Here is a 23,280-nt window from a genome sequence, read left to right as displayed (position 1 = left end):
AACCGGGCTTTTTTCCTTGGGGCTCCAGCCCCTCTGCGCCCGGCGCTGGCTCAATAGAATCGCGGGATCGGACCGTTCTGGGGCGTCGTGCGGTCGCCGAGGTCGAGAAAGGCCTCGTCGATGTAGCACCAGCCCCAGCCTTCCGGCGGATCATAGCCCTCGATGATCGGATGGCGGGTGGCGTGAAAATGCTTGGTGGCGTGACGGTTGGGCGAGTCGTCGCAGCAGCCGACATGGCCGCAGGTGCGGCATAGCCGCAGATGCACCCATTGCGAACCGCTCTTCAGGCATTCCTCGCAGCCGAGCGCGCTCGGCGTCACGTCCTTGATATCAGCCGCATGTCTGCATTCATCCGCCATCACACTCTCCCGATCAATTGAGGCGCGACGGCGTGGCTGCCGTCTTGCGCTAGATAGGCGTGCAACGCCGCCACCACCTGGGCACCCTCGCCGACGGCCGCCGCGACGCGCTTGACCGAGCCGGCACGGACGTCGCCGATGGCAAACACACCGCTGCGGCTCGTCTCCATCACCCCATGCGCCGATCCCAGGTCTGATCCGGTGCGCACGAAACCGTTGGCATCCAGCGCCACGTTGCAGTGCGCCAGCCAGTCCGTATTCGGGTCGGCGCCGATGAACAGGAAGAGATGGCGGATCGGGCGCGTCGTTTCCACGCCGCTGGCGCGGTTGCGCCACCGCACGGTGGCAAGATTGCCTTCGCCGCCTTCCAGCGCTTGGACCTCGGTCCCGGTCAGAACCTCGATGTTTGGCTGCGCCTTGATGCGCTCGACCAGATAGCGCGACATGCTGGCATCGAGACTACCGCCGCGCGCCAGCAGCGCCACCTTGTGCACGTGGCTGGCCAGGTAGACAGCCGCCTGTCCGGCCGAATTGCCGGCACCGACCAGCGCCACCTCCTGGCCCTGGCAAAGCCGCGCCTCGATCGGCGAGGCCCAATAATGCACGCACGTCCCCTCGAACTGCGCCAGATTGGCGACATCGAGGCGGCGGTAGCGCGCACCGCTGGCGATCACCACGGTGCGTGTCCGCACGGTCTCGCCATCGCCGACATCAAGCGTGTAACGGGCACCGTCGGTCCCAGCGCTCAACAGCTTCGCCTCGTCGGGTATCACCATTTCAACGCCGAATTTCTGCGCCTGGTTGTAGGCGCGCGCCATCAGCGCCATGCCCGAAATGCCGGTGGGGAAACCGAGATAGTTCTCGATGCGCGAGGAGGCGCCGGCCTGCCCACCGAAGGCCCGGCAATCGAGGACGATGGTCGACAGACCTTCGGACGCCGCATAGACGGCCGCTGCCAGCCCCGCCGGTCCGGCGCCGACGATGGCGACGTCGTATAATTTGTCGGCATCGATCGGCCGCAGCAGGCCGATGCAGCGGGCGAGGTCCTTCTCGCCGGGATTGAGCAGCAGCCGGCCGCTCGGACACAGCACGATCGGCAGATGGTGGAGGTCGACATCGAAGCGCTCGACCAGGGTTTTGGCGCAGGGGTCGCTGTCCGAATCGAGCACGCGGTGCGGCTGGCCGCTGCGGGCCAGGAAACCCTGCAACCGTAAGACGTCGGCATTGCCGACGGGTCCGATGATGATCGGCCCGCTGGTTGCGCTTTCCAGCAGCCCGACACGGCGCAGGATCAGCGCCCGCATGATGCGCTCGCCGAGATTGGCCTCCTGCACCATCAGGTCGCGCAGCCTCTGGGAGGCTATGACGAACGCCTTCACCGGCTCGGCGGCCCGCGCATCCACCAGCGAGGGGCGGGCCGAAAGCTGGGCCAGTTCGCCGACGAAGCTGCCCGGACCATGCGTCACGATCGTTTCGCGACGGCCGAGCCCGCTATCCTGGATGATGTCGACCTTGCCCGACAGGACGACGATCAGGCCGGGCGCTACATCGCCGGCCGTGACGATGCGCTCGCCGGCGGCATAGTCGCTGGCCTCGCCGAAACGGCGCATGCGGTCGATGTCGGTGTCAGCCAGCGTTGGGAACGCCTGATCGCGACGGGCGCCGAAGATCGGGTTGGTGGTCGATTGAGACATGGTTTCGACCGTACCGAACCGGCGGCACAGTTTGAAGCGGTTTGTTCAGCGCTTAGCCGGGAGGAGAGGTTGGCGGCAAAGAAAAAGCCCGGACGAACCGGGCTTTTTCTTTGGGTTTCTGAACCGTCGAATGGTTCGAAACGGGAATTTGGTGCCCAGAAGAGGACTCGAACCTCCACTCCTTGCGGAACACGGACCTGAACCGTGCGCGTCTACCAATTCCGCCATCTGGGCTGGTGCGGGCTCATGTAAGCGGGCAAGCGATGTGTGTCAACGCGGTTTTTTAAGCCATTGCTCGCTTGCCGGCTTAAGGAGCCCTCAGTTCTCCAGCACTTCCTTGGAAGCCACCGTCGAATCCGCGTTAAGCGTGTAGATGACCGGCACGCCGGTGCCGAGTTCCAGCTTTACGATCTCCTCGCCGGACTTGCCGTCCAGCGCCATGATCAGCGCCCGCAGCGAGTTGCCGTGCGCGGCGACCAGCACGGTGCCGCCGCGCAGCACATGGGGCTGCAAATCGTGCAGGTAGTAGGGCCAGACGCGCGCGCCAGTGTCCTTCAGGCTTTCGCCGGCGGGCGGCGGCACGTCGTAGGAGCGGCGCCAGACATGCACCTGCTCCTCGCCCCATTTCTTGCGGGCATCGTCCTTGTTGAGGCCGGACAGGTCGCCATAGTCACGCTCGTTCAGCGCCTGGTCGCGGATGGTCGTCAGATCGCTCTGGCCGACGGCGTCGAGAACGTGCTGGCAGGTTTTTTGCGCCCGGATCAGCGCCGAGGTGAAGGCGATGTCGAACTTCAGGCCGCGCGCCTTGAGTTTTTGGCCTGCGGCCTTGGCCTCGGCGTGGCCCTGCTCGGTCAGGTCGACATCGCGCCAGCCGGTGAACAGGTTCTTCAGGTTCCATTCGCTCTGGCCGTGGCGCACGAGCACGAGGGTTCTCGACATGTTTGCTCCTTCAAATTGCCAGATAGGCAGGTTGGCAGACTGGCCGCTCAGCTGAGGCCGAGCACGTCCCGCATCGAATAAAGTCCGGGCTTGCGGCCGCGCGCCCACAGCGCCGCCTTGACGGCGCCGCGGGCGAAGATGGCGCGGTCCTCGGCGTGATGGGACAGGGTGATGCGCTCGCCGGTACCGGCCAACATCACGCTGTGGTCTCCGACCACCGAGCCGCCGCGCAGCGAAGCAAAGCCGATCGAGCCGGTCTTGCGTACGCCGGTGTGCCCGTCGCGGACGCGCACATCGTTGCCGGCGAGCGCGATGCCGCGCCCGGCGGCGGCGGCCTCGCCGAGAAGCAGCGCCGTGCCCGACGGTGCGTCGACCTTGTGCTTGTGGTGCATTTCGAGGATCTCGATGTCGAAATCGTCGGCGTCGAGCGCTCGTGCCGCCTGTTCGACCAGCACCGCCAGAAGATTGACGCCGAGGCTCATATTGCCCGACTTGACGATCGTCGCGTGGCGCGCCGCCGCCGCGATCTTGGCGTCATCGTCGGCCGAGCAGCCCGTGGTGCCGATGACATGGGCGATGCGCGCCTGCGCCGCGTAGCCGGCGAATTCGACGCTCGAGGCCGGCGTGGTGAAATCGAGCACACCGTCGGCCTTGGCGAAGACCGGCAGCGGATCGTCGCCGATCGGCACGTCGATGCGGCCGACGCCGGCAAGTTCGCCGGCATCCTTGCCCAGATAGGGTGAGCCGGCACGCTCGACGGCGCCGATCACGCGGACGCCGGGAATGGTGTGGATGGCGCGGATCAGCGTCTGCCCCATGCGGCCGGCAGCACCCACCACGACCAGGCCCATATCGCTCATGAAGGTCTCCCGACCGCCTTTTTCGCGCGGCTGCGCGGCGACGGAGTTTGGATTGGCTTGGCGTCGTCGACAAGCCCCAGCCCCTTTTTGCCCTGTACCCGGTGGAAGCGGGCATAGACGCTGTGCGGATCGGCCATCAGCGAGGCATGCGTTCCCTGTTCGACCAGATGGCCCTGTTCAAGCACGATGATGTGGTCGGCATTGACCACCGTCGACAGCCGGTGTGCGATGACGATGGTGGTGCGCCCTTCCATGACCTGGATCAGCGCTTCCTGGACCCGCGCCTCGGCCTCGTTGTCGAGCGCCGAAGTCGCCTCGTCGAGCAGAAGGATCGGCGCCTGCCGCACGATGGCGCGGGCGATCGACACGCGCTGGCGCTGGCCGCCCGACAAGGTCACGCCGTTTTCGCCGACGGGCGTGTCGTAGCCCTGCGGCTGCTGGCGGATGAAGCCGTCGGCCTCGGCCTGCAGCGCGGCCTGTTCGATTTCGGCGTTGGTGGCATTCAACCGGCCATAGCGGATGTTGTCGCGGATGGTGCCTTCGAACAGATAGGGCTGCTGCGAGACATAGGCGATGGAGCTGCGCAGCGAGTGCTTGGTGACCTTGGAAATGTCCTGGCCGTCGATCTCGATCGTTCCCGCCTCGACGTCGTAGAAGCGCTGCAGCAGCGCCACCAGCGTCGTCTTGCCGGCGCCGGAGGCGCCGACGATGGCGGTCATCTTGCCGGCTGCGGCGACGAAGCTGAGGTCCTGCAGCACCGGCGCCTCCTCGACGTAGCGGAAGGACACGTTGTTGAAGCGCACTTCGCCGGTGGTGAACCTGGCCTCGGCGGCTCCCGGCCTGTCGCCTTGCTGCGGCTCGAGATCGAGAAGTTCGTAGATCATGCGCGCATTGACCAGCGCGCGTTCCATGCCGACTTGCATGCGCGCCAGCCGCCGTGCCGGATCATAGGCGAGCAACAGCGCGGTGATGAAGGAAAAGACCGCACCCGGCGGCTGTCCAAGAACGATCGCCCGGTAGCCGGAATAGGCGATGACACCGGTGACGGCAAGACCGGCCAGCATGTCGGAGATCGGCGCCAGCCGTTCCGAGACGCGGGCGATCTTGTTTCCCCGCTGCTCGGCGCTGTCGGCGAGCGCGCCGATGCGGCGCGACAGCTCCTCTTCCATGGTGAAGGCCTTGACGATGGCAATGCCTTGCGTGGCCTCCTGCACGGCGCCGATCAGCCGCGAATTGATCTGCACCGATTCGCGGGTGATGCGGCGCACTCGGCGCATCAGATAGGTGACAGTCCAGATCAGCGGCGGTCCGATCAGCAGGGAGCTCAGGGAGAGAACGGGATCCTGGTAGATCATGACCCCAAGAAGGCCGAGCAACGTCACGCCATCGCGCGCGATCGACGTGAGCGTCATCGACAGGAGGTCGCGGATGCCGTTGACGTTCTCGTTCATCTGGGCAGCCAGCCGGCCCGAACGCGTGTCGCTGAAAAAGCCGACACCGAGCTTCATCAGATGGTCGAAGAGGCGTTTCTGGTAGCGCGCCACCAGATTGTTGCCGACCTTGGCCAGCGTCACCGCCTGGCCGTAACCGGCGAAACCGCGCACGAGGAAGGCCGCCATGATGGCGGCACAAATCCACACGATCAGATCGCCGCGTCGTTCATAGAATATCGAGTTGACGACGGGGCTCATGACCCAGGCGGTGAAGGCGGTTGTCGCAGACACCGCGATCAGGCAGGCAGCGGCAAAAGCATAGGACCAGCGGTAATCACGGCCGTTTTCAGCGATAATGCGGCGGAGCACCGCCGTGACCGCACGGGGGGTGACTTTGGGCTTGTTTGGTATCTGAAATGTCAAATCTGAGCGCTTCACAGGTTCCTGCTTCCCGTGGCCGGGTTGCAATTCGGCACTTCTCTTAGCGCCAAGGGGCCGGCTTGCCTATGCCTTGGGGTGACTAACTTCGTCGCGCCAACGGCGGCCCGCTGTCTGGACCCCGAACAGCGAGGGGTTTCTGGCATAGGCGGCAAGGCCCAAAAGCGCTGCCAGCGGGTGGGTGATCACATAGACCGGCATGGTGCGCATCAGCGCGCTGTGCGGGGCCTTGTCTTCGAAGGCGGCGCGGAAATTGCCGGCTTTCAGCGCCGGCACGATCTTCTGCGCGATGCCGCCGGTGAGGAACACGCCGCCGCGGCTCATGAACACCAGCGCAAGGTCGCCGGCGGTGCGCCCGAGGCAGGTGACGAAGGTCTCCACCGCCTCTTCGGCAACCGGATCGGTCTTGGCCAGTGCCGCGGCGGTGACTTCCGCCGGCGTGGTGAAGGGGGCAGGCTTGCCGTCCGCCTTGGCCACCGCCCGGTAGACGTTGACGAGGCCGCGTCCGCACAGGATCTGCTCGCCCGAAATGCGGCCCTCGAGCTTCTCGATATGCGGGAAAACCTCGAAATCGCGCGGCGTGCGCGGGCCGATGTCCATATGGCCGCCTTCGCCAGGCACCGGTATCCAGTGGCGAAGCGCATAGACCAGCCCGGCAACGCCGAGCCCGGTTCCGGGGCCGAGCACGACGCGCCCGGCATTTGGCTCCGGCGTGCCGCCGCCGATCTTTTCCATGTGCTCCTCGCCGAGCGCGACGACGGCCAGCGCCTGCGCCTCGAAATCATTGAGCACGACGATGTCGCTCAAGCCGAGGCTGGCGAACATCTGCCTGGGCTTGACGATCCACGGGCAGTTGGTGAGCTCGATCTCGTCGCCGTCGACCGGGCCGGCCACCGCCAGCACCGCCGAATTGGGGCGGACCGACGAGCGGTCGAGCACGGCAGCCTGGATCGCCTCGTCGATGGTGTTGTAATTGGCGGTCTGCACAATGGTCGGCTCGCCGGCCTCGGAATTGGCGTCGAGCACGATCGAGAAGCGCGCATTGGTGCCGCCAATGTCGCCGATCAGGATCGGAAACCGCAACAAAGTATCGTCATCGCCCGTGCTTGGCATGCTCTCGTCCGTCCCCGGCGCCCGCGACGGCGCAACGCCGTTCACCCGTTGACTAGCGCATGAGTTTGAAAAGGGAAACGGTTTTCGAGGCCGCTGTCACGGTGAGACAGGTTCTGCGGCCAAACGGCCACTATTTCGCAAAAACGGCCCGGCTAAACCGGTTCAACCCTGGATAAAAGCTGCAGCGGTCAGTTTCCCGGCCGTGGCCGCGGCAGCGGGATGCCGATCTCGGGGGTCTCGGTGAAAGCATTCACCGAGGCCGGCAAGCTGGCCGCACCACTGGTAGTGGCGGCGGGCAGCGAAGGCGCTTCGAGCTCGGGCGCCGCGGCCGCGACCGGCACAGCGCCGCCATAATAGGTTGCCGCCTCGGCAGACGCCGGCCCCGGCGCGTCGAGCACGGCGCGGCATTCCTTCGGCAAGTTCGCCATCGTCATCAGGTCACGAGCCTTCGGCGCATCCGGGTTCTTGTTGGGCCGCCAGGGCTCCTGCGTGAACCACCAGGCGAGCGGCTTGCCGCAGCCGTCATCGGCTGGCGTCGCTTCCTGCGCCTTGCAGTTGGGCGAGCCCGGCTGGCAGCCGATGCGCATGTGGAAATGGTAGTCGTGGCCCCAGAACGGCCTGATCTTGCGCAGCCAGTCGCGGTCGCCCTTGACCGTGTCGCAAAGCTTTTTCTTGATGCCGGGATTGACCAGGATGCGTTCGACCTCGGGATAGCTCGCCGCCCGCTTCAAAAGCCTCGTATGCGCCGGCGTCCATAACGCGTCCTTCACCAGATGGGTCTTCTCGTCGACCATCAAGGTGGCGCTGATGCTCTCGCGTTGCGCCATCGACAGGGGAGAGCTGGGCATCGGCGTCAACCAGATGTCGGCATCGAGGCCGATCTGGTGCGAGGCGTGGCCAGTCATCATCGGCCCGCCGCGCGGCTGCGAAATGTCGCCGATCAGCAGACCCGGCCAACCATCGGCCGCGGCGTCTCGCGACAGTTTCTCGATCACCGCGATCATCGCCGGATGGCCCCAGCGACGGTTGCGCGACGGCCGCATCACCTCCCAGGTCGGGCCATCCATGGGAATGGCGACGCCGCCGGCAAAACAGCCCTTGGAATAGAAGCCAATGGATTGCGCTGCGGTCGCCGCCGGCAGCTTCTTGGCGCCGAACAGATCCTTCGCCCGTTCCTCGGCCACTGCCGGCTGCGCGGCGAGCCCGGCCAGCGCGAACAGGCCGAGCGCTGTGGCCAGCAGTGATTTCCTGCCGAGAGATCGCCGCGTCGCTGTTTTCATGAAACCGGATCCCCACCGCAATCCAAGGCCGAATCATAGCACGCTACGCGCGCCGCTTCGATGATTAGCGCTTCATCGGGCTGCGCGGCTCGCCATCGCGCCAATCGCCGCTGGCCCACATATGGTCGAAGGCGGCGCGGTAATCCGGAAAGCGCAGGGAATAGCCCGCCGCCTTGATCGCCGCGTTGGCGACACGCTTGTTCTCGCCATAGAAGGAGCGCGCCATGGGCGAAAGTTGGGCGGCGTCGAAGGGAGTTTCGGGCGGCGGTGTGATGCCCATCAGCGCCGCGGCATAGGCGACGACATCCTGTGGCGGCGCCGGCAAGTCGTCGGTGACATTGAAGATGCCGCCGAGATCGCGTTCCGCCAAATGCCAGAGCGCGCCGGCAATGTCATCGCAGTGGATGCGGTTGAACACCTGGTCAGGCTTGACCAGCCGCCTTGCGGTGCCGTTTTCCAGATTGACCAGCGCGTTGCGGCCCGGCCCGTAGATGCCCGACAGGCGCAGGATCGCCACCGGCCGCCCGATGTCGCGGCCCAATTCCAGCCAGTCCTGTTCGGCAGCCACCCGCATCACCGAGCGCTTCGACACCGGCCGGCACTCGGCCGTTTCATCGACCCAGGCGCCGTCATAATTGCCGTACACACCGACGGTCGAGAGATAGCCGATCCATGCGAGCGCCGGCATCCCGGCCACGATCGCCGCGCGGGCGGCATTCAACACGGGATCACCCGCCTCTTCCGGGCCGACCGAGATCAACAGATGTGTTGTCTTTCCCAGCGCATCGCCGATTTCGCCGGTCATCGCGCTGTCGAACAGCAGCGGTACGATGCCGCCCTGCCGCAGCGTCTCGAGTTTATCCGGCGAACGCGTCGTCCCGAAGATCCTGCCGGCACCCTTGTTGGCGCGCGCAAAAGCCTGGCCGGAATAGCCGGCGCCGAAGATGAATATCTGCTTTTCGCTCATGAATGCACCCTGGTTGGCCGCGCCAGACGCCATTCGTCGCACACGGCCTTGTCGTCCTCGGTTTTCAGGCCGAAAGCTGCCCGTTCGGAATATTCGGCATCGGGCACCAGCCGCGCCAGCGCCCATATTGCCGCGCCCCGCACCAGCGGCGAGCCATCCGCCAGCAGTGCACGCACTGCACCGGCGAGCTCGGCATCGCCGGAATTGCCGGCGGCGATCAGCACGTTGCGGACAAAACGATCGCGGCCGACGCGTTTTATCGGCGACCCGGAGAAGAAGGCGCGGAAGGTTGTGTCGTTGAGTTGCAGCAGCTGGCCAAGCGGCGGTTCGCGCAAATCGTCGCGCGCGGCGAGCTTTGCCTCTGAAGCCGCCCGGGCGAACTTGTTCCACGGGCAAGCGGCGAGGCAGTCGTCGCAGCCATAGATGCGGTTGCCGATCTTCTCGCGGAATTCATGCGGGATCGGCCCCTTGTTCTCGATGGTGAGATAGGAGATGCAGCGCCGCGCATCGAGCCGGTAGGGCGCCGGGAAGGCGTCGGTCGGGCAGGCGTCGAGGCAGGCGCGGCAGGAACCGCAATGGTCGATCTCCGCCCGGTCGGGCATGAGTTCGGCTGTGGTGAAGATGGTGCCTAGGAACAGCCAGGAGCCGTGCTCGCGGCTGACCAGGTTGGTGTGCTTGCCTTGCCAGCCAAGCCCTGCGGCCTCGGCCAGCGGCTTTTCCATCACCGGCGCGGTGTCGACGAACACCTTCACGTCGCCGCCGGCGCGCGCCACGAGCTTGCCGGCGATTTCCTTCAGCCGGCCCTTCATCACTTCGTGATAGTCACGGTTCTGCGCATAGACCGAGATGGCGCCACGATCGTGCTTGGCCAGCACCCCGCGCGGATCATGGTCGGGACCGTAATTCATCGCCAGCACGATGATCGAGCGCACCTGCGGCCACAGTGCCGTCGGTTCGCTGCGGCGCTCAAGCGTCTCGGCGATCCAGCCCATCGAACCGTGAAAGCCGTCGGCGACGAATTCGGCCAGGCGGGCCGGCGCCAGCGGGATCGCATCGGGTGTGGTGACGGCGACGGCATCGAAGCCGGCGCGATGCGCCTCTGCGTCGATCAGCGCGCGCAGTCTTGCGGCGTCAGAAGTCGAGGTCCGCATAATGCGACACCGGCGACAGGCCGCGCACCCGGTCGGTCAAAAGCGGCCGGAAGGAGGGCCGCGACTTCACCCGCGTGTACCATTCGCGCGCCGCGGCGTGCTCGCGCCAGTCGATCTCGCCTAGATAATCGAGCACCGACAGCGTCGCGGCGGCCGCGAGATCGGCATAGGTAACCCTGCTGCCGGCCAGCCAATGGCGGGTGCCGGCGAGCCAGTTGGTGTATTTCATGTGCTGGCGGATATTGGCGCGGGCGGCTCGGATCGCGCCCGAATCGGGCGAGCCGCCGCCCGCCGTTTCCGGCATCACCGGCTTCAGCACGCGTTCGCGCACCAGATGGCGCGTGACGTCGCTTTCGGCCTTATTGAGGTACCAGTCGATCAGCCGGCGGATTTCGGCGCGCTGCATCGGGTCCTCGGCGAACAGCCGCTTGTCGCGCTTCAAGACGCCGCGCGTCTCATCGAGATATTCCGATATGACGGTTGCGCCGACGATCGGCACGTCGCCTTCGGCCAAAAGGATCGGCAGCGTGCCGGCCGGGTTCAGCGCCAAAAACTCCTTGCGCCGCGTCCACGGCTTTTCCTCGATCAAGGCCAGCTCCTCGCCATACTCGCCGAAAGCGAGGCGGACGAAGCGACAGGTGGCGAACATGGGGTGGTGGAAAAGCGTCAGCATGGTTCCGCGATGATAAAGCGCACTGGCGAATCGCCGGTCGCACCGGTAAGTCTTGGCCGCCCGCCTAGCGGGCCGTCAGGGTGTTGCGACCTATAGGGGGACTTGCAGGCCATGACAAGCAAGCCGTTCTGTTAGCCGTCACGCCAATGCCGAGGTAGCCATGGAAAGCCAGACCATCGTCGAAGCCCTGCTGCTCGGCCTGCTGGAGGGGCTGACCGAGTTCATCCCGGTCTCGTCGACCGGCCATATCCTGCTCGCCGGCCATTTCCTCGGCTTCCATTCGACCGGCAAGGCCTTCGAGATCCTGATCCAGCTCGGCGCCATCCTGGCGATCCTGAGCGTCTATTTCCGCCGACTGTGGCAAATGCTGCTCGACCTGCCGCATGACCGGCTGACACGACATTTCGTCATCGGCATCCTGATCGCCTTCCTGCCGGCGGCCATCATCGGCGCGCTGGCGCATGATTTCATCAAGACGGTGCTGTTCGAATCGCCAAGGCTAATCTGCATCATGCTGATCATCGGCGGCGTCGTGCTGCTGGTGGTGGACCGCATGAACCTCAAGCCAGTCTACCGCGACGTCGAGCGCTTCCCAACCCGGCTTTACCTGCAGATCGGGCTTTTCCAGTGCCTGTCGCTGATCCCCGGCACGTCGCGCTCGGGGTCGACGATCGTCGGGGCGCTGCTCTTGGGCGTCGACAAGCGGGCGGCGGCGGAGTTCTCCTTCTTCCTCGCCATCCCGACGATGGTCGGCGCCTTTGCCTTCGACCTGTTCAAGAACCGCAACGTGCTGAGCAGCGCCGACCTGCCGATCATCGCCATCGGCTTCGTCGCCGCCTTCGTCACGGCGCTCATCGTCGTGCGCTTCCTGCTCGATTACGTTTCGCGCAACGGCTACTCGCTGTTCGGCTGGTGGCGGCTGGTGGTTGGCATTGTCGGGTTGGTGGCGTTGATGATCTGGGGGTGAGGCGTGGTCCGCGAAGCGGACGGAAAGCCAATCGCTTGGCTTTCCGAACGACGAACGCCCTGAGCCTGCGAAGGGCGAGCACCGCTCCCCTCAGCTCCTTCCATAGAACGCATTCTCCACATGCACCGGCCAGCGCCAGGGCAGCACCGCGACCATGTCGAAACGCATCGACAGCCTGCCATAGTCGGACTGGCGCGACAGCCAGATGTCGGCCGCCGCCTCGATGCGGCGCTCCGATTCATGGCCGATCGCCTCCATGGCTTCGATCAGCGTGCGGCGTGCCTTGACCTCGACGAACAGGACCAGATCGCCGCGCCGCGCGATCAGGTCGATCTCGCCGAAGCGGGTGCGGTGGCGACGTGCCAGGATCCGGTAGCCCTTGAACATCAGCGCTGCCGCCGCCAGCCATTCGCCGCGATGGCCGCGCCGATAGGCTTTTTGGCGGCTTGCGCTCGGGCGCTCAGCCACCACTCTCTCCGGCAGCATCCCTAAGCTCCAGCAATCGCCGATAGAGCGCCTGTTTCTGGCCGCCGGTCATTTTCGCGGCTTCAGCCGCCGCCTTGGAGGCCGGCATTTCGGCAGCGAGAGACAACAGCAGGCGGTCGATGTCTTCAGGCTCGTTGGCCCTGGCCTCGGCGGGACCGACGCAGACGACGATCTCGCCCTTCGGCGTATCGGCCGCCGCATAATGGTCGGCCAGCACTTGCAGCGTGCCGGTGCGCATCTCCTCGAAGGTCTTGGTCAACTCGCGGCCAATCGCGGCCTTTCGGTCGCCGCCGAGGGCCTCGACCATGGCGCCGAGGGATTCGGCCAGCCGGCGCGGCGATTCGAAGAAGATCAGCGTCGCCGGCACGGCTTTCAGGGCTTCGAGCCGCGTCAGCCGCTGCCCGGTCTTCACCGGCAGGAAGCCGGCGAACAGGAAGGCGTCCGACGGCAGGCCGGATGCGGTCAGCGCGGCAAGCGGCGCCGACGGGCCGGGGATCGGCACGACGCGAATGCCATAGTCGAGCGCCTCGCCGACCAGCCGGTAGCCGGGATCGGAGACCAGCGGCGTGCCGGCATCGGAAATCAGCGCCACACTCAGTCCGGCCTGAAGTGCCGCGATCAGTTTTGGTCCGGCCTCGCCGGCATTGTGCTCATGATAGGCCGTGGTGCGGCGGCGGATGCCGTAGCGGTCGAGCAGCACGCGCGACACCCGCGTGTCTTCGCAGGCGACGATGTCGGCGGCGGCCAGCGTTTCCAGCGCGCGCAGCGTGATGTCGGCGAGATTGCCGATCGGCGTCGCCACCAGATAGAGCGCCGCCTCGAGCGGCCGGGCCGCGATCTCGGTCTGCCCGACCACATAGCTGCGCTTGCCCGTTTCGCCGGTCACCGATGCATCTCCATTCGAACCCTGTTTGGCACGGCTGACGCCGGGTTGCAAAAGCTCACGCTGGGTCCGCCTGCCATTCCTTTGCCACAGTAGGGAACGAAACCGGGTTCAGCAGATTTATCCCCTGATTCCGGAGGAGGAGGACAGGATGGACAGCCTAAAAATGCAGGACGCTTTCGAACCCTATTATGCCGGCCGCAAACGCGTTGCCACAGCCAGGGACAAGCGCCTGCCTGCCAAAACCGACACCAGCCTGACCAAGCGGACCACGAGCGCCTTGCCGACGAATGTCAGGCTTTCCGACAACAAACCAGACAGCACGACGGAGCACTGACCGAACGATGCCCAATCGCTTCGATATCTTCATCACCCGTCTTGAAACGAAAAACGCCCGTAACGGCGTGCCGCTATCCCAAGTAGGCGACCAGCATCGCGCCCGCCGCGACAAGGACGACGCCAAGCCGGTCCGCTCCGGAGAGTCGCACGCCGAGAAGGATCGAGCCAAACACCGCCACAAGCACGACGCTTAGCGCAGAGGTTGTGACGGGTTCAGAATTCTACCGTCGCATACCTCGGTAGGTGTCGCGGCATGAATTCTAGGGTCAAGCCCGAGGATGACGAACGCATGGTTGCGAACACTCTGCCAGGTCCTTCACCCCAGATATCGTGAAACGCGCGCCTCCAGGAGGCGTATCAACACCGGATCCATGAATCCATAGTCGTCGGGGATGTCGAGGCAGATGACACGGGCCTTCTTCAGGCTGGCCTTGAATTTCTTCTGCAATTTGGCGCGGTGCGCCTTTTCCATGACAAAGATGATATCGGCCCAGGCGACGAGCTCATGCGTCAGCGGCGTTTCCGCATCGTGGTTTGTTCCGGCCGACTCAACCTCGATATCCCTGCGCTTGGAAAACACCTGCTCGGCGGTCGGGCTGCGCAAGCGGTTCTGGCTGCAGACGAAGAGCACGTTCTTCAAGGGTTAGCGCGCCAGATCCGCCACCACCGCGTCGAGCACGATCATGCCGGCCGGCGTGGCGCGGAGCCGGGCGTTGCCGATCGGCGCCACCAGCCCCTCGCCCTGCAGCACCGCCAACCGTGCGCTCGACAGGCCGCGCCCGGAGAACGCCTCGTAGCGGGAGAGATCGATGCCTTCGGCCAGCCGCAGGCCCATCAGCAGGAACTCGTCGGCCTCCTCGGAGCGCGTCAGGATCTCGCCGCCGGTGACGCCATGGCCCTTGGCTTCGACCAGATTGGCCCAGGTTTCCGGCATCCGCTCGGCGATCGTCACTGTGCGGCGGCCGTTTTCAACAAAGCGGCCATGCGCGCCGGGTCCGACACCGACATATTCGCCATAGCGCCAATAGGTCAGATTGTGCCGGCTTTCGGCGCCAGGCCTGGCGTGGTTCGAAATCTCGTAGGCCGGCAGGCCGTGCGTCGTGGTGATCTCCTGCGTCAGCGCATAGAGGTCGGCGGCCTGGTCATTGTCGGGGATGATAAATTTCTTGGCCGCATGCAGCGCGTGGAAAGGCGTGCCTTCCTCGATGGTCAGCTGGTAGAGCGACAGATGATCGGCGGCATGGCCGATCGCCTGTTCGAGCTCGGCCTGCCAGGCGTCCGGTGTTTGCCCGGGCCGGGCATAGATCAGGTCGAAGGAGAGCCGCGGAAATATCTCGCGCGCCAGGCCGATGGCATGAAGCGCTTCCTCGACATTGTGCAGCCGGCCGAGGAAGCGCAAATCCTTGTCGTTCAGCGCCTGCACGCCGAGCGAGACGCGGTTGACGCCGGCAGCGCGATAGCCGCGAAACCGTTCGGCCTCGACCGAGGACGGATTGGCCTCCAGCGTCACCTCGATGCCATCGGGCACCGTCCAGTTCTTCGCCACGGCGTCCAGAACCCTGGCCACGGTTTCCGGCTTCATCAGCGACGGCGTGCCGCCGCCGAGGAAAATGCTGGTCACCTCGCGCGGCCCAGTGCGCCGGCGCATGGTCTCGAGCTCCGCCTCGAAAGCGCTGGCAAAGCGCTCCTGGTCGACCGGCTGGTGGCGGACATGGCTGTTGAAGTCGCAGTAAGGGCATTTGGCCGCGCAGAACGGCCAATGGATGTAGACGCCAAAACCGGGCGCCCGGTCGAGCAGCATGCTCATGTCGAACCCAATCTCGCTTTGGCGAATTTCTGGAAAGCGCGGGCGCGGTGCGACAGCGCCGTCCGCTGGCCGGGCTTCCAGCCATGTTTTTCCTCGGCGCTCATCTCGCCGAAGGTCTTTTCAAAGCCGTTGGGCAGGAACACCGGGTCGTAGCCGAAGCCGAGGTCGCCGCGCGGCGGCCAGACCAGCGTGCCTTCGGCCTCGCCGCGATAGTATTCGGCGTCACCGTCGGGAAAGGCCAGGCAGATGACGGCGACAAAGCGCCCCTTGCGCTGTTCCGGCAAGGCGGCGCCGACTTCCTGCAGCGCCACTTCGGTGCGCTGCATGGCCATGGCGAAATCGCGCGAACCATCAGGGGTTTCGGCCCAGTTGGCGGTGTAGACGCCGGGCGCGCCGTCGAGTGCGTCGACACAAAGGCCGGAATCATCCGACAGCGCCGGTAGGCCGGTGGCCTGGGCGGCGGCAAATGCCTTGATGTAGGCGTTCTCCTCGAAGGTGGTGCCTGTCTCGTCCGGCTCCGGCAGGCCATAGTCCTTGGCCGATTTCGCTTCGAAGCCGAACGGCCCCATCAAATCGGCGAATTCGCGCAGCTTGCCGGAATTGTGGCTGGCGACGACGATCTTTTTTCCATCAAGCGAATGAATGGTTGGCGAATGCATTATATGCCCCAGATCCGTGGCTCGGCGAATTCGATCGAATTGCCCGAGGGGTCGCGTATATAGATCGAACGCCCGCCTTGCGGCCATTCAAATTCGCTTTCGATGGCGATCTTCTTCGCCTCGAGATGCGCTTTCCAGCGCTCGATCTCGTCGGCGCTGGCCGCAAAACAGAGATGACCCTCGCCGACCGCACCGTGCGGCGGCACTTTCAGTCTCGCATCGGGCGCGGGCGGCACTTTCGTCGCCTCGGCGTTGAAGATGAGCAATACGCCGGAGCCGCAGCGGAAGAAGAGGTGCCTGCCGTCGACCTTGCCGAGCAGGTCGAGGCCGAGGATATCAGTGTAGAACTGCTCAGCAGCGCCGAGGTCGGTGACGTAGAGGGCTGATTCAAGGATGGCGGAAGGAATCACGAGGCACCCCCCTCTGCCCTACCGGGCATCTCCCCCGCAAGGGGGGAGATTGGAAGCGTCAACGCCGGCTCGCAGCTTGCAACGTTGGTGGTTGGCGAAACCCAGGACCACAGCCGATCTCCCCCCTTGCGGGGGAGATGGCCGGCAGGTCGGAGGGGGGTGGGAAGGATCGCCAACCTCATCAATACAAACCAGGCCTAAACCACCGCCATCTGCTGCAGGCTGACCAGGCGCTGGATGCCTTTCTTGGCCAGGCCCATCAGGTCGGCGAACTGGTCCTCGGAAAAGGGCTCGCCCTCGGCGGTGCCCTGGATCTCAACAATGCCGCCCTTGCCGGTCATGACGAAATTGGCATCGGTGCCGGCCGAGGAATCTTCGAGATAATCGAGGTCGATGACCGGCTGGCCGTCATGGATGCCGCAGGAAATCGCCGCGACATGGTCCTTCAGCACCTTGGCGACGCTGGCCATCTGGCGGGCTTCCATCCAGCGCAGACAATCATACAGCGCCACCCAGCCGCCGGTGATCGAGGCCGTGCGGGTGCCGCCATCGGCCTGGATGACGTCGCAGTCGACGGTGATCTGCTGCTCGCCCAGCGCCTGCAGGTCGACGACGGCACGCAAGGAGCGGCCGATCAGCCGCTGTATTTCCAGCGTGCGGCCGCCCTGCTTGCCGGCGGAAGCCTCGCGGCGCATGCGCTCGCCCGTCGAGCGCGGCAGCATGCCGTATTCCGCCGTGACCCAGCCCTTGCCGGAATTGCGCATCCAGCCCGGTACTTTCTCCTCGAGGCTGGCGGTGCACAGGACATGTGTGTCGCCGAACTTCACCAGGCATGAACCTTCTGCATGCTTGGAGACGCCGCGCTCAAAGGAGATGGCGCGCATTTCGTCGAATTGGCGTTTGGAGGGGCGCATTCAGGCTTCTTTCCCGTCATTTTTCGGATTCTTGGCCGGCTTGTAACCGCATGGGGCGCGTGGCGCAAAGGAAAATGGCCGGTGATCTGACTTCAGACACCTGGGTGATCTGATACAGACACCGGGTTGCGCGGACCATGGTGAAGTCTATATCCTTGGGCCGGAGGTTTTTGGCCTAATGACCAAGGCAGTTGCCGAACCCAGTCTGCTGTCACCTGCGCTGCAGTCGCTCGACATGCGTTCGCGCGACATCTTCCGGCGCATCGTCGATTCCTACCTGAAGGACGGCGAACCCGTGGGATCACGCAGCCTGTCGCGCATCCTGCCGTCCTCACTGTCGCCCGCCACCATCCGCAACGTGATGAGCGACCTCGAGCATCTCGGCCTGATCTATGCCCCCCACATTTCCGCCGGCCGGTTGCCGACGCAGGCCGGCCTGCGCTTCTTCGTAGATGCCTTCATGGAACTCGGCGACCTCTCCGACGAGGAGCGCCGCACCATCGAGGCGCAGGTGCGCGCGTCCGGCTCGGGTGCGACGCTGGAACATATGCTGACCGAGGCCAGCCAGATGCTGTCGGGCATGTCGCGAGGCGCCGGCCTGGTGCTGGCCGCCAAGAACGAGGTGGCACTGAAGCACATCGAATTCATCCAGCTCGAGCCGACCAAGGCGCTGGCGGTGCTGGTGTCGCAAAACGGCGACGTCGAAAACCGCGTCGTCGAGTTGCCGGCCGGCATCACCGTCTCGCAGTTGCACGAAGCCTCGAACTTCCTCAACGCCCATATTCGCGGCCGCACGCTGGCCGAGGCGCGGATCGAGATTGCCCGCATCAAGGAAGAGACCAGGGCCGCACTCGACACGCTGTCGCAAGACCTGGTCGAGAAGGGGCTGGCGGTGTGGGCCGGTGCAGAGAGCGGCCTGCCGGCACGGCTCATCGTGCGCGGCCGCGCCAACCTGCTCGAAAACGTCACCGCCCAGGCCGACATCGAACTGTTGCGCCACCTGTTCGAGGACATGGAGACGCAGGACGGGCTGATCCAGCTGCTTGACCTGGCCGAACAGGGATCGGGCGTGCGCATCTTCATCGGTTCGGAAAACAAGCTGTTTTCGCTGTCGGGCTCGTCGCTCGTCGTCGCACCCTATCGCGACAAGGACGCCCGCGTCGTCGGCGCACTCGGCGTCATCGGCCCGACCCGGCTCAACTATGCCCGCATCGTGCCAATGGTCGACTATACGGCGCAGCTGATTTCCCGCATGCTGCGTTGAACTGGGTAACCGAGGAGACGACGATGGCGCTCGAAGAATTCAAGGCCCGGATCAGTCTGTTGCTCGAGGAAATGGTCAACCAGCCGGAGGACCAGCACGAAATCCAGGAGCAGTTGCGCGAGAAACTGCAGGAAATGCGCGCCATGGGCCTGCCGCTGCCGGCCGATCTCGTCGCACTGGAAAAGCGCCTCGACGACGATTTCTACGCCGCCGGCACCTGAGGCTGGAGACCGTTTCACCTCAACTCATCGTGTGAGGCGGAACCGAGGAACAAACAGGCCGTTGATTCCTTCGCGACTAGGTGGAGGGCAAAATGATCCGACTGGCCGGGCTGGCGTTTCCTGCCGCACTGTTTCTCACGACGGCTGCATTCGCACAGCAGGCGGAGCAGCCGGTACTGAGGGGTGCCGCCGCCTTCGGCGACTGGCGTGCCGACAGGCCTGGGGTGCGCCGCCTGATCAAGCCGCAAGATCTGCCCAGGCCTTACGTCACCAAATCCGCCTCGAACGGCGCCGGCCTCGCCGACAGGCCGGCAGACGCCGAGCCGAAACTGCCGCCGGGCTTTTCGGCCGAGCTGATCGCTTCGGGCATCGACAATCCACGGGTCGTGCGCACCGCGCCGAATGGCGACCTGTTCGTCGCCGACAGCGAAGCCAACCAAATCCGCGTCTATCGCCTTGCCGAGGGCAGCGCGAAGCCGGCGAAGGACGGCATATTTGCCGGCGATCTCAACCAGCCCTACGGCATCGCCTTCTACCCGCCAGGCAACGACCCGCAATGGGTCTATGTCGCCAACAGCGACAGCATCGTGCGCTTTGCCTACCGCAATGGTGACCTGAAGGCGGCCAGTGATCGGGAAACCATCGTCGACAACATCCCTGCCAATCATCACTGGACCCGCGACATCGTCTTCTCGCCGGACGGCAAGACGCTCTATCTGTCGGTCGGCTCGGGATCGAACGTCGCCGAGGGCATGGCAAGGGAGCCGGATGGCGGCCTCGACGCCTGGACGAGGTCGCAGCCGCTGGGTGCTGCTTGGGGGTCCGAGGACGGCCGTGCCGCCGTGCTGGCCTTCGACCCCGACGGCAAGAATGGCCGCATCGTCGCCACCGGCTTGCGCAACTGTTCGGGCATGACGGTCCAGCCTGCGACCGGGGCGCTGTGGTGCGTCGTCAACGAGCGCGATGCGCTTGGCGATAATGTGCCGTCCGAATATGCGACTGCGGTCAAGGACGGCGCCTTTTATGGCTGGCCCTGGTACTACATCGGCAACAACGCCGATCCACGCCACAAAGGCGAGCGCCCCGATCTTGCCGGCAAGGCGACCATTCCCGATGTGCTGATGCAGGCGCACTCGGCGCCGCTCAACATTGCCTTCTACGATGGAAAGGAATTGCCCGCCGAGTCCGGTTTTCCGGCCGAGTACAGAGGCGATGCTTTTGTGGCCCTGCACGGTTCATGGAATCGCGGCAACCGAACTGGATACAAGGTGGTGAGATTGCTGTTTAAGGACGGCAAGCCGACCGGCGAGTACGAGGACTTCATCACCGGCTTCGTCGTCTCCAACGGCGAGGTGTGGGGACGACCGGTCGGCGTGGCGGTGGCCCGCGACGGCGCGCTGATCGTGACCGAGGACGGCAACGGCACCATCTGGCGCGTCACCTATAGTGGCGGCCGTTCCTGACAGCATGGTCGCACGCCGGCGTGGTGCAATCGAATCCGGCTTCAGGGAATTCCCGCATGGCTGACCTTGTGTCATAAGGCGCCGTTGCAATGCATGTCGCCCAAAGGTGCGCAGCGGTTTTGGGACAACGACATGCATAAAAACCAAGACTTTGGACGTGCAAGGCCGTAACCATGACCCTTACCGGCTTCCTCGCCTATAGTGCCGCCCTCGGCATCGCCGCCGCCATTCCCGGCCCCGGCGTCACCGCGCTCGTCGCGCGGGCGCTCGGCTCAGGCTTCCGTTCGTCGCTGGCCATGTCCTTTGGCCTGATGCTTGGCGATCTCACCTATCTGACCGCCGTGGTGCTGGGCCTCGCCTTCGTCGCGCAGACCTTCGGCATGGTGTTTCTCGCCATCAAATGGCTTGGCGTCGCCTACCTCGCCTTGGGCGGGCTGGTTTCGAGCTTCCTCGCCGGCCTCACCGTCACGCTCGGCAACCCGAAGACGATGATCTTCTACCTCGCCATCACGCCGACCATCGTCGACTTGAAGACCATCACGCTGGCCGACTACGGCATTCTCGTCGCGCTGACGATCGTCGTGCTTTTGGTGGTGCTGGTGCCCTACCTGGCGCTGGCGGCCAAGGCGCGCTGGTTCCTGAAATCGCCGCGCGCGCTCAAGGCGCTCAACCGCACCGCCGCCGGCTTCATGGTCGGCGCCGCGGCGGCGATTGCCGCCCGTCAGTAGGCTCCTTTCGGCCAAATCATTCCAGGGACAGGCTTCTCCGGGAAACGCTTTTCCGGGAGCCCTATGTTTTAGACATGGGTCCCACTCGATATTTTCGGCCGACAGTCTATCTTGCGCGACCGAAGGTCCTATCTTGGCGGTTGCAGTGCCACTTGCCTGAAATTCTCACTTGCCTGAAGTTCTGGGAGCGAAACCAATGAACAAGCCCGTCACCCCTGCCCGCGTGCCCGGTCGCGGCCGCGTCTACGATTCCATCACCGACACGATCGGCGACACGCCGCTGGTGCGGCTCAACAAATTCGCCAAGGAAAAGGGCATCGTCGCCAATCTCATCGCCAAGCTCGAATTCTTCAATCCCATCGCCTCGGTCAAGGATCGCATCGGCGTGGCGATGATCGAGGCGCTGGAGGCAGCCGGCAAGATTTCTCCCGGCAAGACCACGCTGATCGAGCCGACGTCGGGCAACACCGGCATCGCACTTGCCTTCGCCGCGGCCGCCAAGGGCTACAAGCTGATCCTGACGATGCCGGAGACGATGTCGATCGAGCGCAGGAAAATGCTGGCGCTGCTCGGCGCCGAGCTGGTGCTGACCGAGGGACCGAAAGGCATGAAGGGCGCCATCGCCAAGGCCGACGAGCTGGCGGCGACGATCCCCAATGCCATCATCCCGCAGCAGTTCGAAAACCCCGCCAACCCGGAAATCCATCGCACGACGACGGCCGAGGAAATCTGGAACGATACGCATGGCGAGGTCGATATCTTCGTCGCCGGCATCGGTACCGGCGGCACCATCACCGGCGTGGGCCAGGTGCTGAAGAAGCGCAAGCCCTCGGTGCATGTCGTTGCCGTCGAGCCGGAATCCTCACCGGTGCTGTCGGGTGGCCAGCCCGGCCCGCACAAGATCCAGGGCATCGGCGCCGGATTTGCGCCAAAAATCCTCGACACCACGATCTATGACGAGATCGTCAAGGTCTCGAACGAGGATTCGGTCGCCAATGCCCGCCTCGTCGCCCGCCTCGAAGGCGTCCCGGTCGGCATCTCGTCGGGCGCCGCCCTGCAGGCGGCGATCGTCGTCGGCTCGCGGCCGGAGAACAAGGGCAAGAACCTCATCGTGGTCATCCCGTCCTTCGCCGAACGGTATCTGTCGACGATCCTATTCGAGGGGTTGGGGGCGTAGGGTCTCGACGGCGGAGGTCGACCGCGGCATTCCTCCCCTCGTCATCCTAGGGCGGAGCGACGCGAAGCGGCGCGCAGACCCTGGGATCCATGCCGCGACGGCGGCCGGGGAATGCCGCGGTGCAAGATGAGGGCCATCCGCACCGTCGCGACGCTGAAATGTCACGGCATGGATCCTCGGGTCTGCGCTGCGTCGCTTCGCTCCTTGCTCCGCCCGTGGATGACGAAGCGAGGGCTCGTCACCAATCTCGCAGATCTGCAATGCCACTTGGACATTGGTTGACGACGCTTCAACTAGCGATCGCAGCCCGCTGGCCCCCCGAAAAAACCTCTGGTGGCGGCCACCACCGGCTTGAGCAGAACCTGCTTCCCGTGCAAATCGTCACCGGCCTGCTTTGCGCGCAGGCCGGGGAGAAATTTCATGTACAAGCTTTATACCCGTCCGGGCAGCGGCGGCTTCGTCGTCGAGGCGGCACTGGCGCTGGCGAACGCGCGGTTCGAGCAGATCGACATGCCAAAGACGGACCGGCCCGATCCGGCATTTGTCGACATCAGTCCCCTGAACCAGGTTCCGGTGCTGACCTTGCCGGACGGCCGCTCGATGACCGAGTCGGCGGCGATCTGCATCCTCCTTGCCGAGCGTCACCCCGATGCCGGCCTGGCGCCGGCGGTCAACGCGCCGGCCCGCGCTGACTTCCTGCGCTGGATGGCCTTCATGTCGTCCGTGCTCTATCCGGCAATCCTGCGGCTCTACTACGCCCATCGCTATACGACCGATGCCGAAGGCACGAAGGCCGTCAAGCAAGCGGCCATCGCCGAAATGGATCGCGGCTTCGCCGTCCTCGATGCGGCGCTCAAGGGCCGCGACTGGCTGGTGGGCGACCGCATGTCCGTGGCCGACATCTACCTCGTCATGCTAGTGGCCTGGCATCCCGACCCCGACAGGGCTCGCGCGGCGTGGCCGAATGTCGAACGCCTGTGGGCCGGACTGCGCGAACATCCGGTGATGAAGACGCTCAACACGGCACATGAGATGTGGCCGGCCTGAACGACTGC

The 23,280-nt window shown here is 65.0% G+C and carries 25 protein-coding genes, 1 tRNA gene and 1 pseudogene; 8 read left to right on the top strand and 19 right to left on the bottom strand.

The annotated features are described in order from the left end of the window. Positions 1–50 precede the first annotated feature (50 nt). From AC1D2G_RS02905 to AC1D2G_RS02855, 11 genes are all read right to left on the bottom strand, one after another. The gene (locus AC1D2G_RS02905) at positions 51–359 is read right to left on the bottom strand and encodes a UBP-type zinc finger domain-containing protein (protein ID WP_457150279.1); all 309 of its coding nucleotides are present in this window, start codon (positions 357–359) and stop codon (positions 51–53) included. Further along, the gene (locus tag AC1D2G_RS02900) at positions 359–2,053 is read right to left on the bottom strand and encodes an FAD-dependent oxidoreductase (protein ID WP_477411880.1); all 1,695 of its coding nucleotides are present in this window, start codon (positions 2,051–2,053) and stop codon (positions 359–361) included. Before AC1D2G_RS02900 ends, AC1D2G_RS02905 begins: the two co-directional genes overlap by 1 nt. Positions 2,054–2,202: 149 nt before the next feature. Continuing rightward, a tRNA-Leu gene (locus AC1D2G_RS02895) sits at positions 2,203–2,287 on the bottom strand. Positions 2,288–2,371: 84 nt separating this feature from the next. After that, on the bottom strand, positions 2,372–2,992 hold the full coding sequence (locus tag AC1D2G_RS02890; RefSeq protein WP_477411878.1) for a 2,3-bisphosphoglycerate-dependent phosphoglycerate mutase: 621 nt from the start codon (positions 2,990–2,992) through the stop codon (positions 2,372–2,374). Between the two features lie 47 nt (positions 2,993–3,039). After that, positions 3,040–3,852: a 4-hydroxy-tetrahydrodipicolinate reductase gene (gene dapB, locus AC1D2G_RS02885; RefSeq protein WP_477411876.1), complete on the bottom strand. Its 813-nt coding sequence runs from the start codon at positions 3,850–3,852 to the stop codon at positions 3,040–3,042. After that, positions 3,849–5,708: an ABC transporter ATP-binding protein gene (locus tag AC1D2G_RS02880; protein ID WP_477392748.1), complete on the bottom strand. Its 1,860-nt coding sequence runs from the start codon at positions 5,706–5,708 to the stop codon at positions 3,849–3,851. The genes dapB and AC1D2G_RS02880 overlap by 4 nt, the downstream gene beginning before the upstream one ends. Positions 5,709–5,789: 81 nt before the next feature. Next, entirely contained in the window at positions 5,790–6,836 is a 1,047-nt protein-coding gene (locus tag AC1D2G_RS02875) for a glucokinase (protein ID WP_477411874.1), read from the bottom strand. A gap of 188 nt (positions 6,837–7,024) precedes the next feature. Continuing rightward, positions 7,025–8,116 carry a penicillin-insensitive murein endopeptidase gene (gene mepA / locus AC1D2G_RS02870; protein WP_477411872.1) on the bottom strand — a complete coding sequence of 364 codons (1,092 nt, stop codon included), beginning with the start codon at positions 8,114–8,116 and terminating at the stop codon, positions 7,025–7,027. Positions 8,117–8,180: 64 nt separating this feature from the next. Beyond that, a complete protein-coding gene (locus tag AC1D2G_RS02865) occupies positions 8,181–9,083 on the bottom strand; it encodes an SDR family oxidoreductase (protein WP_477411870.1) in 903 nt (300 codons plus the stop codon). Beyond that, positions 9,080–10,234, bottom strand: a complete 1,155-nt coding sequence (gene queG, locus AC1D2G_RS02860; protein WP_477411868.1) for a tRNA epoxyqueuosine(34) reductase QueG — start codon at positions 10,232–10,234, stop codon at positions 9,080–9,082. Before queG ends, AC1D2G_RS02865 begins: the two co-directional genes overlap by 4 nt. Next, a complete protein-coding gene (locus tag AC1D2G_RS02855) occupies positions 10,215–10,907 on the bottom strand; it encodes a glutathione S-transferase family protein (protein ID WP_477411866.1) in 693 nt (230 codons plus the stop codon). The genes queG and AC1D2G_RS02855 overlap by 20 nt, the downstream gene beginning before the upstream one ends. A 160-nt stretch (positions 10,908–11,067) precedes the next feature. Here AC1D2G_RS02855 and AC1D2G_RS02850 point away from each other — a divergent pair, with 160 nt between their 5' ends. Further along, a complete protein-coding gene (locus tag AC1D2G_RS02850) occupies positions 11,068–11,874 on the top strand; it encodes an undecaprenyl-diphosphate phosphatase (RefSeq protein WP_477305639.1) in 807 nt (268 codons plus the stop codon). Positions 11,875–11,964: 90 nt separating this feature from the next. On the opposite strand, the gene AC1D2G_RS02845 is transcribed toward AC1D2G_RS02850, so the two are convergent. Both AC1D2G_RS02845 and rsmI read right to left on the bottom strand, forming a co-directional pair. Further along, positions 11,965–12,342: a YraN family protein gene (locus AC1D2G_RS02845; RefSeq protein ID WP_477411864.1), complete on the bottom strand. Its 378-nt coding sequence runs from the start codon at positions 12,340–12,342 to the stop codon at positions 11,965–11,967. Next, the gene (rsmI, locus tag AC1D2G_RS02840) at positions 12,335–13,246 is read right to left on the bottom strand and encodes a 16S rRNA (cytidine(1402)-2'-O)-methyltransferase (RefSeq protein WP_477411862.1); all 912 of its coding nucleotides are present in this window, start codon (positions 13,244–13,246) and stop codon (positions 12,335–12,337) included. Before rsmI ends, AC1D2G_RS02845 begins: the two co-directional genes overlap by 8 nt. A 148-nt stretch (positions 13,247–13,394) precedes the next feature. Between rsmI and AC1D2G_RS02835 the strand changes: the two genes are divergently transcribed. Next, positions 13,395–13,580 (top strand): hypothetical protein, encoded by a 186-nt coding sequence (locus AC1D2G_RS02835; RefSeq protein WP_477411860.1) that lies wholly within the window; start codon positions 13,395–13,397, stop codon positions 13,578–13,580. Between the two features lie 73 nt (positions 13,581–13,653). Here the strand turns inward: AC1D2G_RS02835 and AC1D2G_RS02830 are convergent. From AC1D2G_RS02830 to rph, 6 genes and pseudogenes are all read right to left on the bottom strand, one after another. Continuing rightward, a pseudogene (locus tag AC1D2G_RS02830) lies at positions 13,654–13,776 on the bottom strand (EamA family transporter); the annotation flags it as partial. 122 nt (positions 13,777–13,898) lie between these two features. Continuing rightward, positions 13,899–14,222 (bottom strand): low molecular weight protein tyrosine phosphatase family protein, encoded by a 324-nt coding sequence (locus AC1D2G_RS02825; protein WP_477411858.1) that lies wholly within the window; start codon positions 14,220–14,222, stop codon positions 13,899–13,901. A 3-nt stretch (positions 14,223–14,225) separates the two neighbouring features. Continuing rightward, positions 14,226–15,389, bottom strand: coding sequence for a radical SAM family heme chaperone HemW (gene hemW, locus AC1D2G_RS02820; protein WP_477411856.1), 1,164 nt, complete (start codon positions 15,387–15,389; stop codon positions 14,226–14,228). Beyond that, complete coding sequence (gene rdgB / locus AC1D2G_RS02815) at positions 15,386–16,033, bottom strand: RdgB/HAM1 family non-canonical purine NTP pyrophosphatase (protein ID WP_477412425.1); 648 nt, start codon at positions 16,031–16,033, stop codon at positions 15,386–15,388. Before rdgB ends, hemW begins: the two co-directional genes overlap by 4 nt. Positions 16,034–16,047: 14 nt before the next feature. Then, a complete protein-coding gene (locus tag AC1D2G_RS02810) occupies positions 16,048–16,458 on the bottom strand; it encodes a VOC family protein (RefSeq protein ID WP_477411854.1) in 411 nt (136 codons plus the stop codon). Positions 16,459–16,655: 197 nt separating this feature from the next. Further along, positions 16,656–17,372 (bottom strand): ribonuclease PH, encoded by a 717-nt coding sequence (rph, locus tag AC1D2G_RS02805; RefSeq protein ID WP_095083768.1) that lies wholly within the window; start codon positions 17,370–17,372, stop codon positions 16,656–16,658. A gap of 178 nt (positions 17,373–17,550) precedes the next feature. Between rph and hrcA the strand changes: the two genes are divergently transcribed. The 6 genes from hrcA (at position 17,551) to AC1D2G_RS02775 (ending at position 23,272) form a co-directional block, all read left to right on the top strand. Beyond that, positions 17,551–18,636, top strand: coding sequence for a heat-inducible transcriptional repressor HrcA (gene hrcA / locus AC1D2G_RS02800; RefSeq protein ID WP_095083770.1), 1,086 nt, complete (start codon positions 17,551–17,553; stop codon positions 18,634–18,636). Between the two features lie 23 nt (positions 18,637–18,659). Further along, positions 18,660–18,857 carry a hypothetical protein gene (locus AC1D2G_RS02795; protein WP_095084361.1) on the top strand — a complete coding sequence of 66 codons (198 nt, stop codon included), beginning with the start codon at positions 18,660–18,662 and terminating at the stop codon, positions 18,855–18,857. Between the two features lie 92 nt (positions 18,858–18,949). After that, complete coding sequence (locus AC1D2G_RS02790; protein ID WP_477411852.1) at positions 18,950–20,320, top strand: PQQ-dependent sugar dehydrogenase; 1,371 nt, start codon at positions 18,950–18,952, stop codon at positions 20,318–20,320. A gap of 173 nt (positions 20,321–20,493) precedes the next feature. Then, on the top strand, positions 20,494–21,048 hold the full coding sequence (locus AC1D2G_RS02785) for a LysE family translocator (protein WP_477411850.1): 555 nt from the start codon (positions 20,494–20,496) through the stop codon (positions 21,046–21,048). A gap of 196 nt (positions 21,049–21,244) precedes the next feature. Continuing rightward, the gene (cysK, locus tag AC1D2G_RS02780; RefSeq protein WP_477411848.1) at positions 21,245–22,225 is read left to right on the top strand and encodes a cysteine synthase A; all 981 of its coding nucleotides are present in this window, start codon (positions 21,245–21,247) and stop codon (positions 22,223–22,225) included. A 420-nt stretch (positions 22,226–22,645) separates the two neighbouring features. Then, positions 22,646–23,272: a glutathione S-transferase family protein gene (locus AC1D2G_RS02775; protein ID WP_477411846.1), complete on the top strand. Its 627-nt coding sequence runs from the start codon at positions 22,646–22,648 to the stop codon at positions 23,270–23,272. Positions 23,273–23,280: the final 8 nt, after the last annotated feature.

The sequence above is a fragment of the Mesorhizobium sp. P2_C7 genome, from assembly GCF_056404515.1.
Note: the sequence above shows the minus strand (reverse complement) of the source record. Positions and strands in the feature narration are given on the sequence as shown.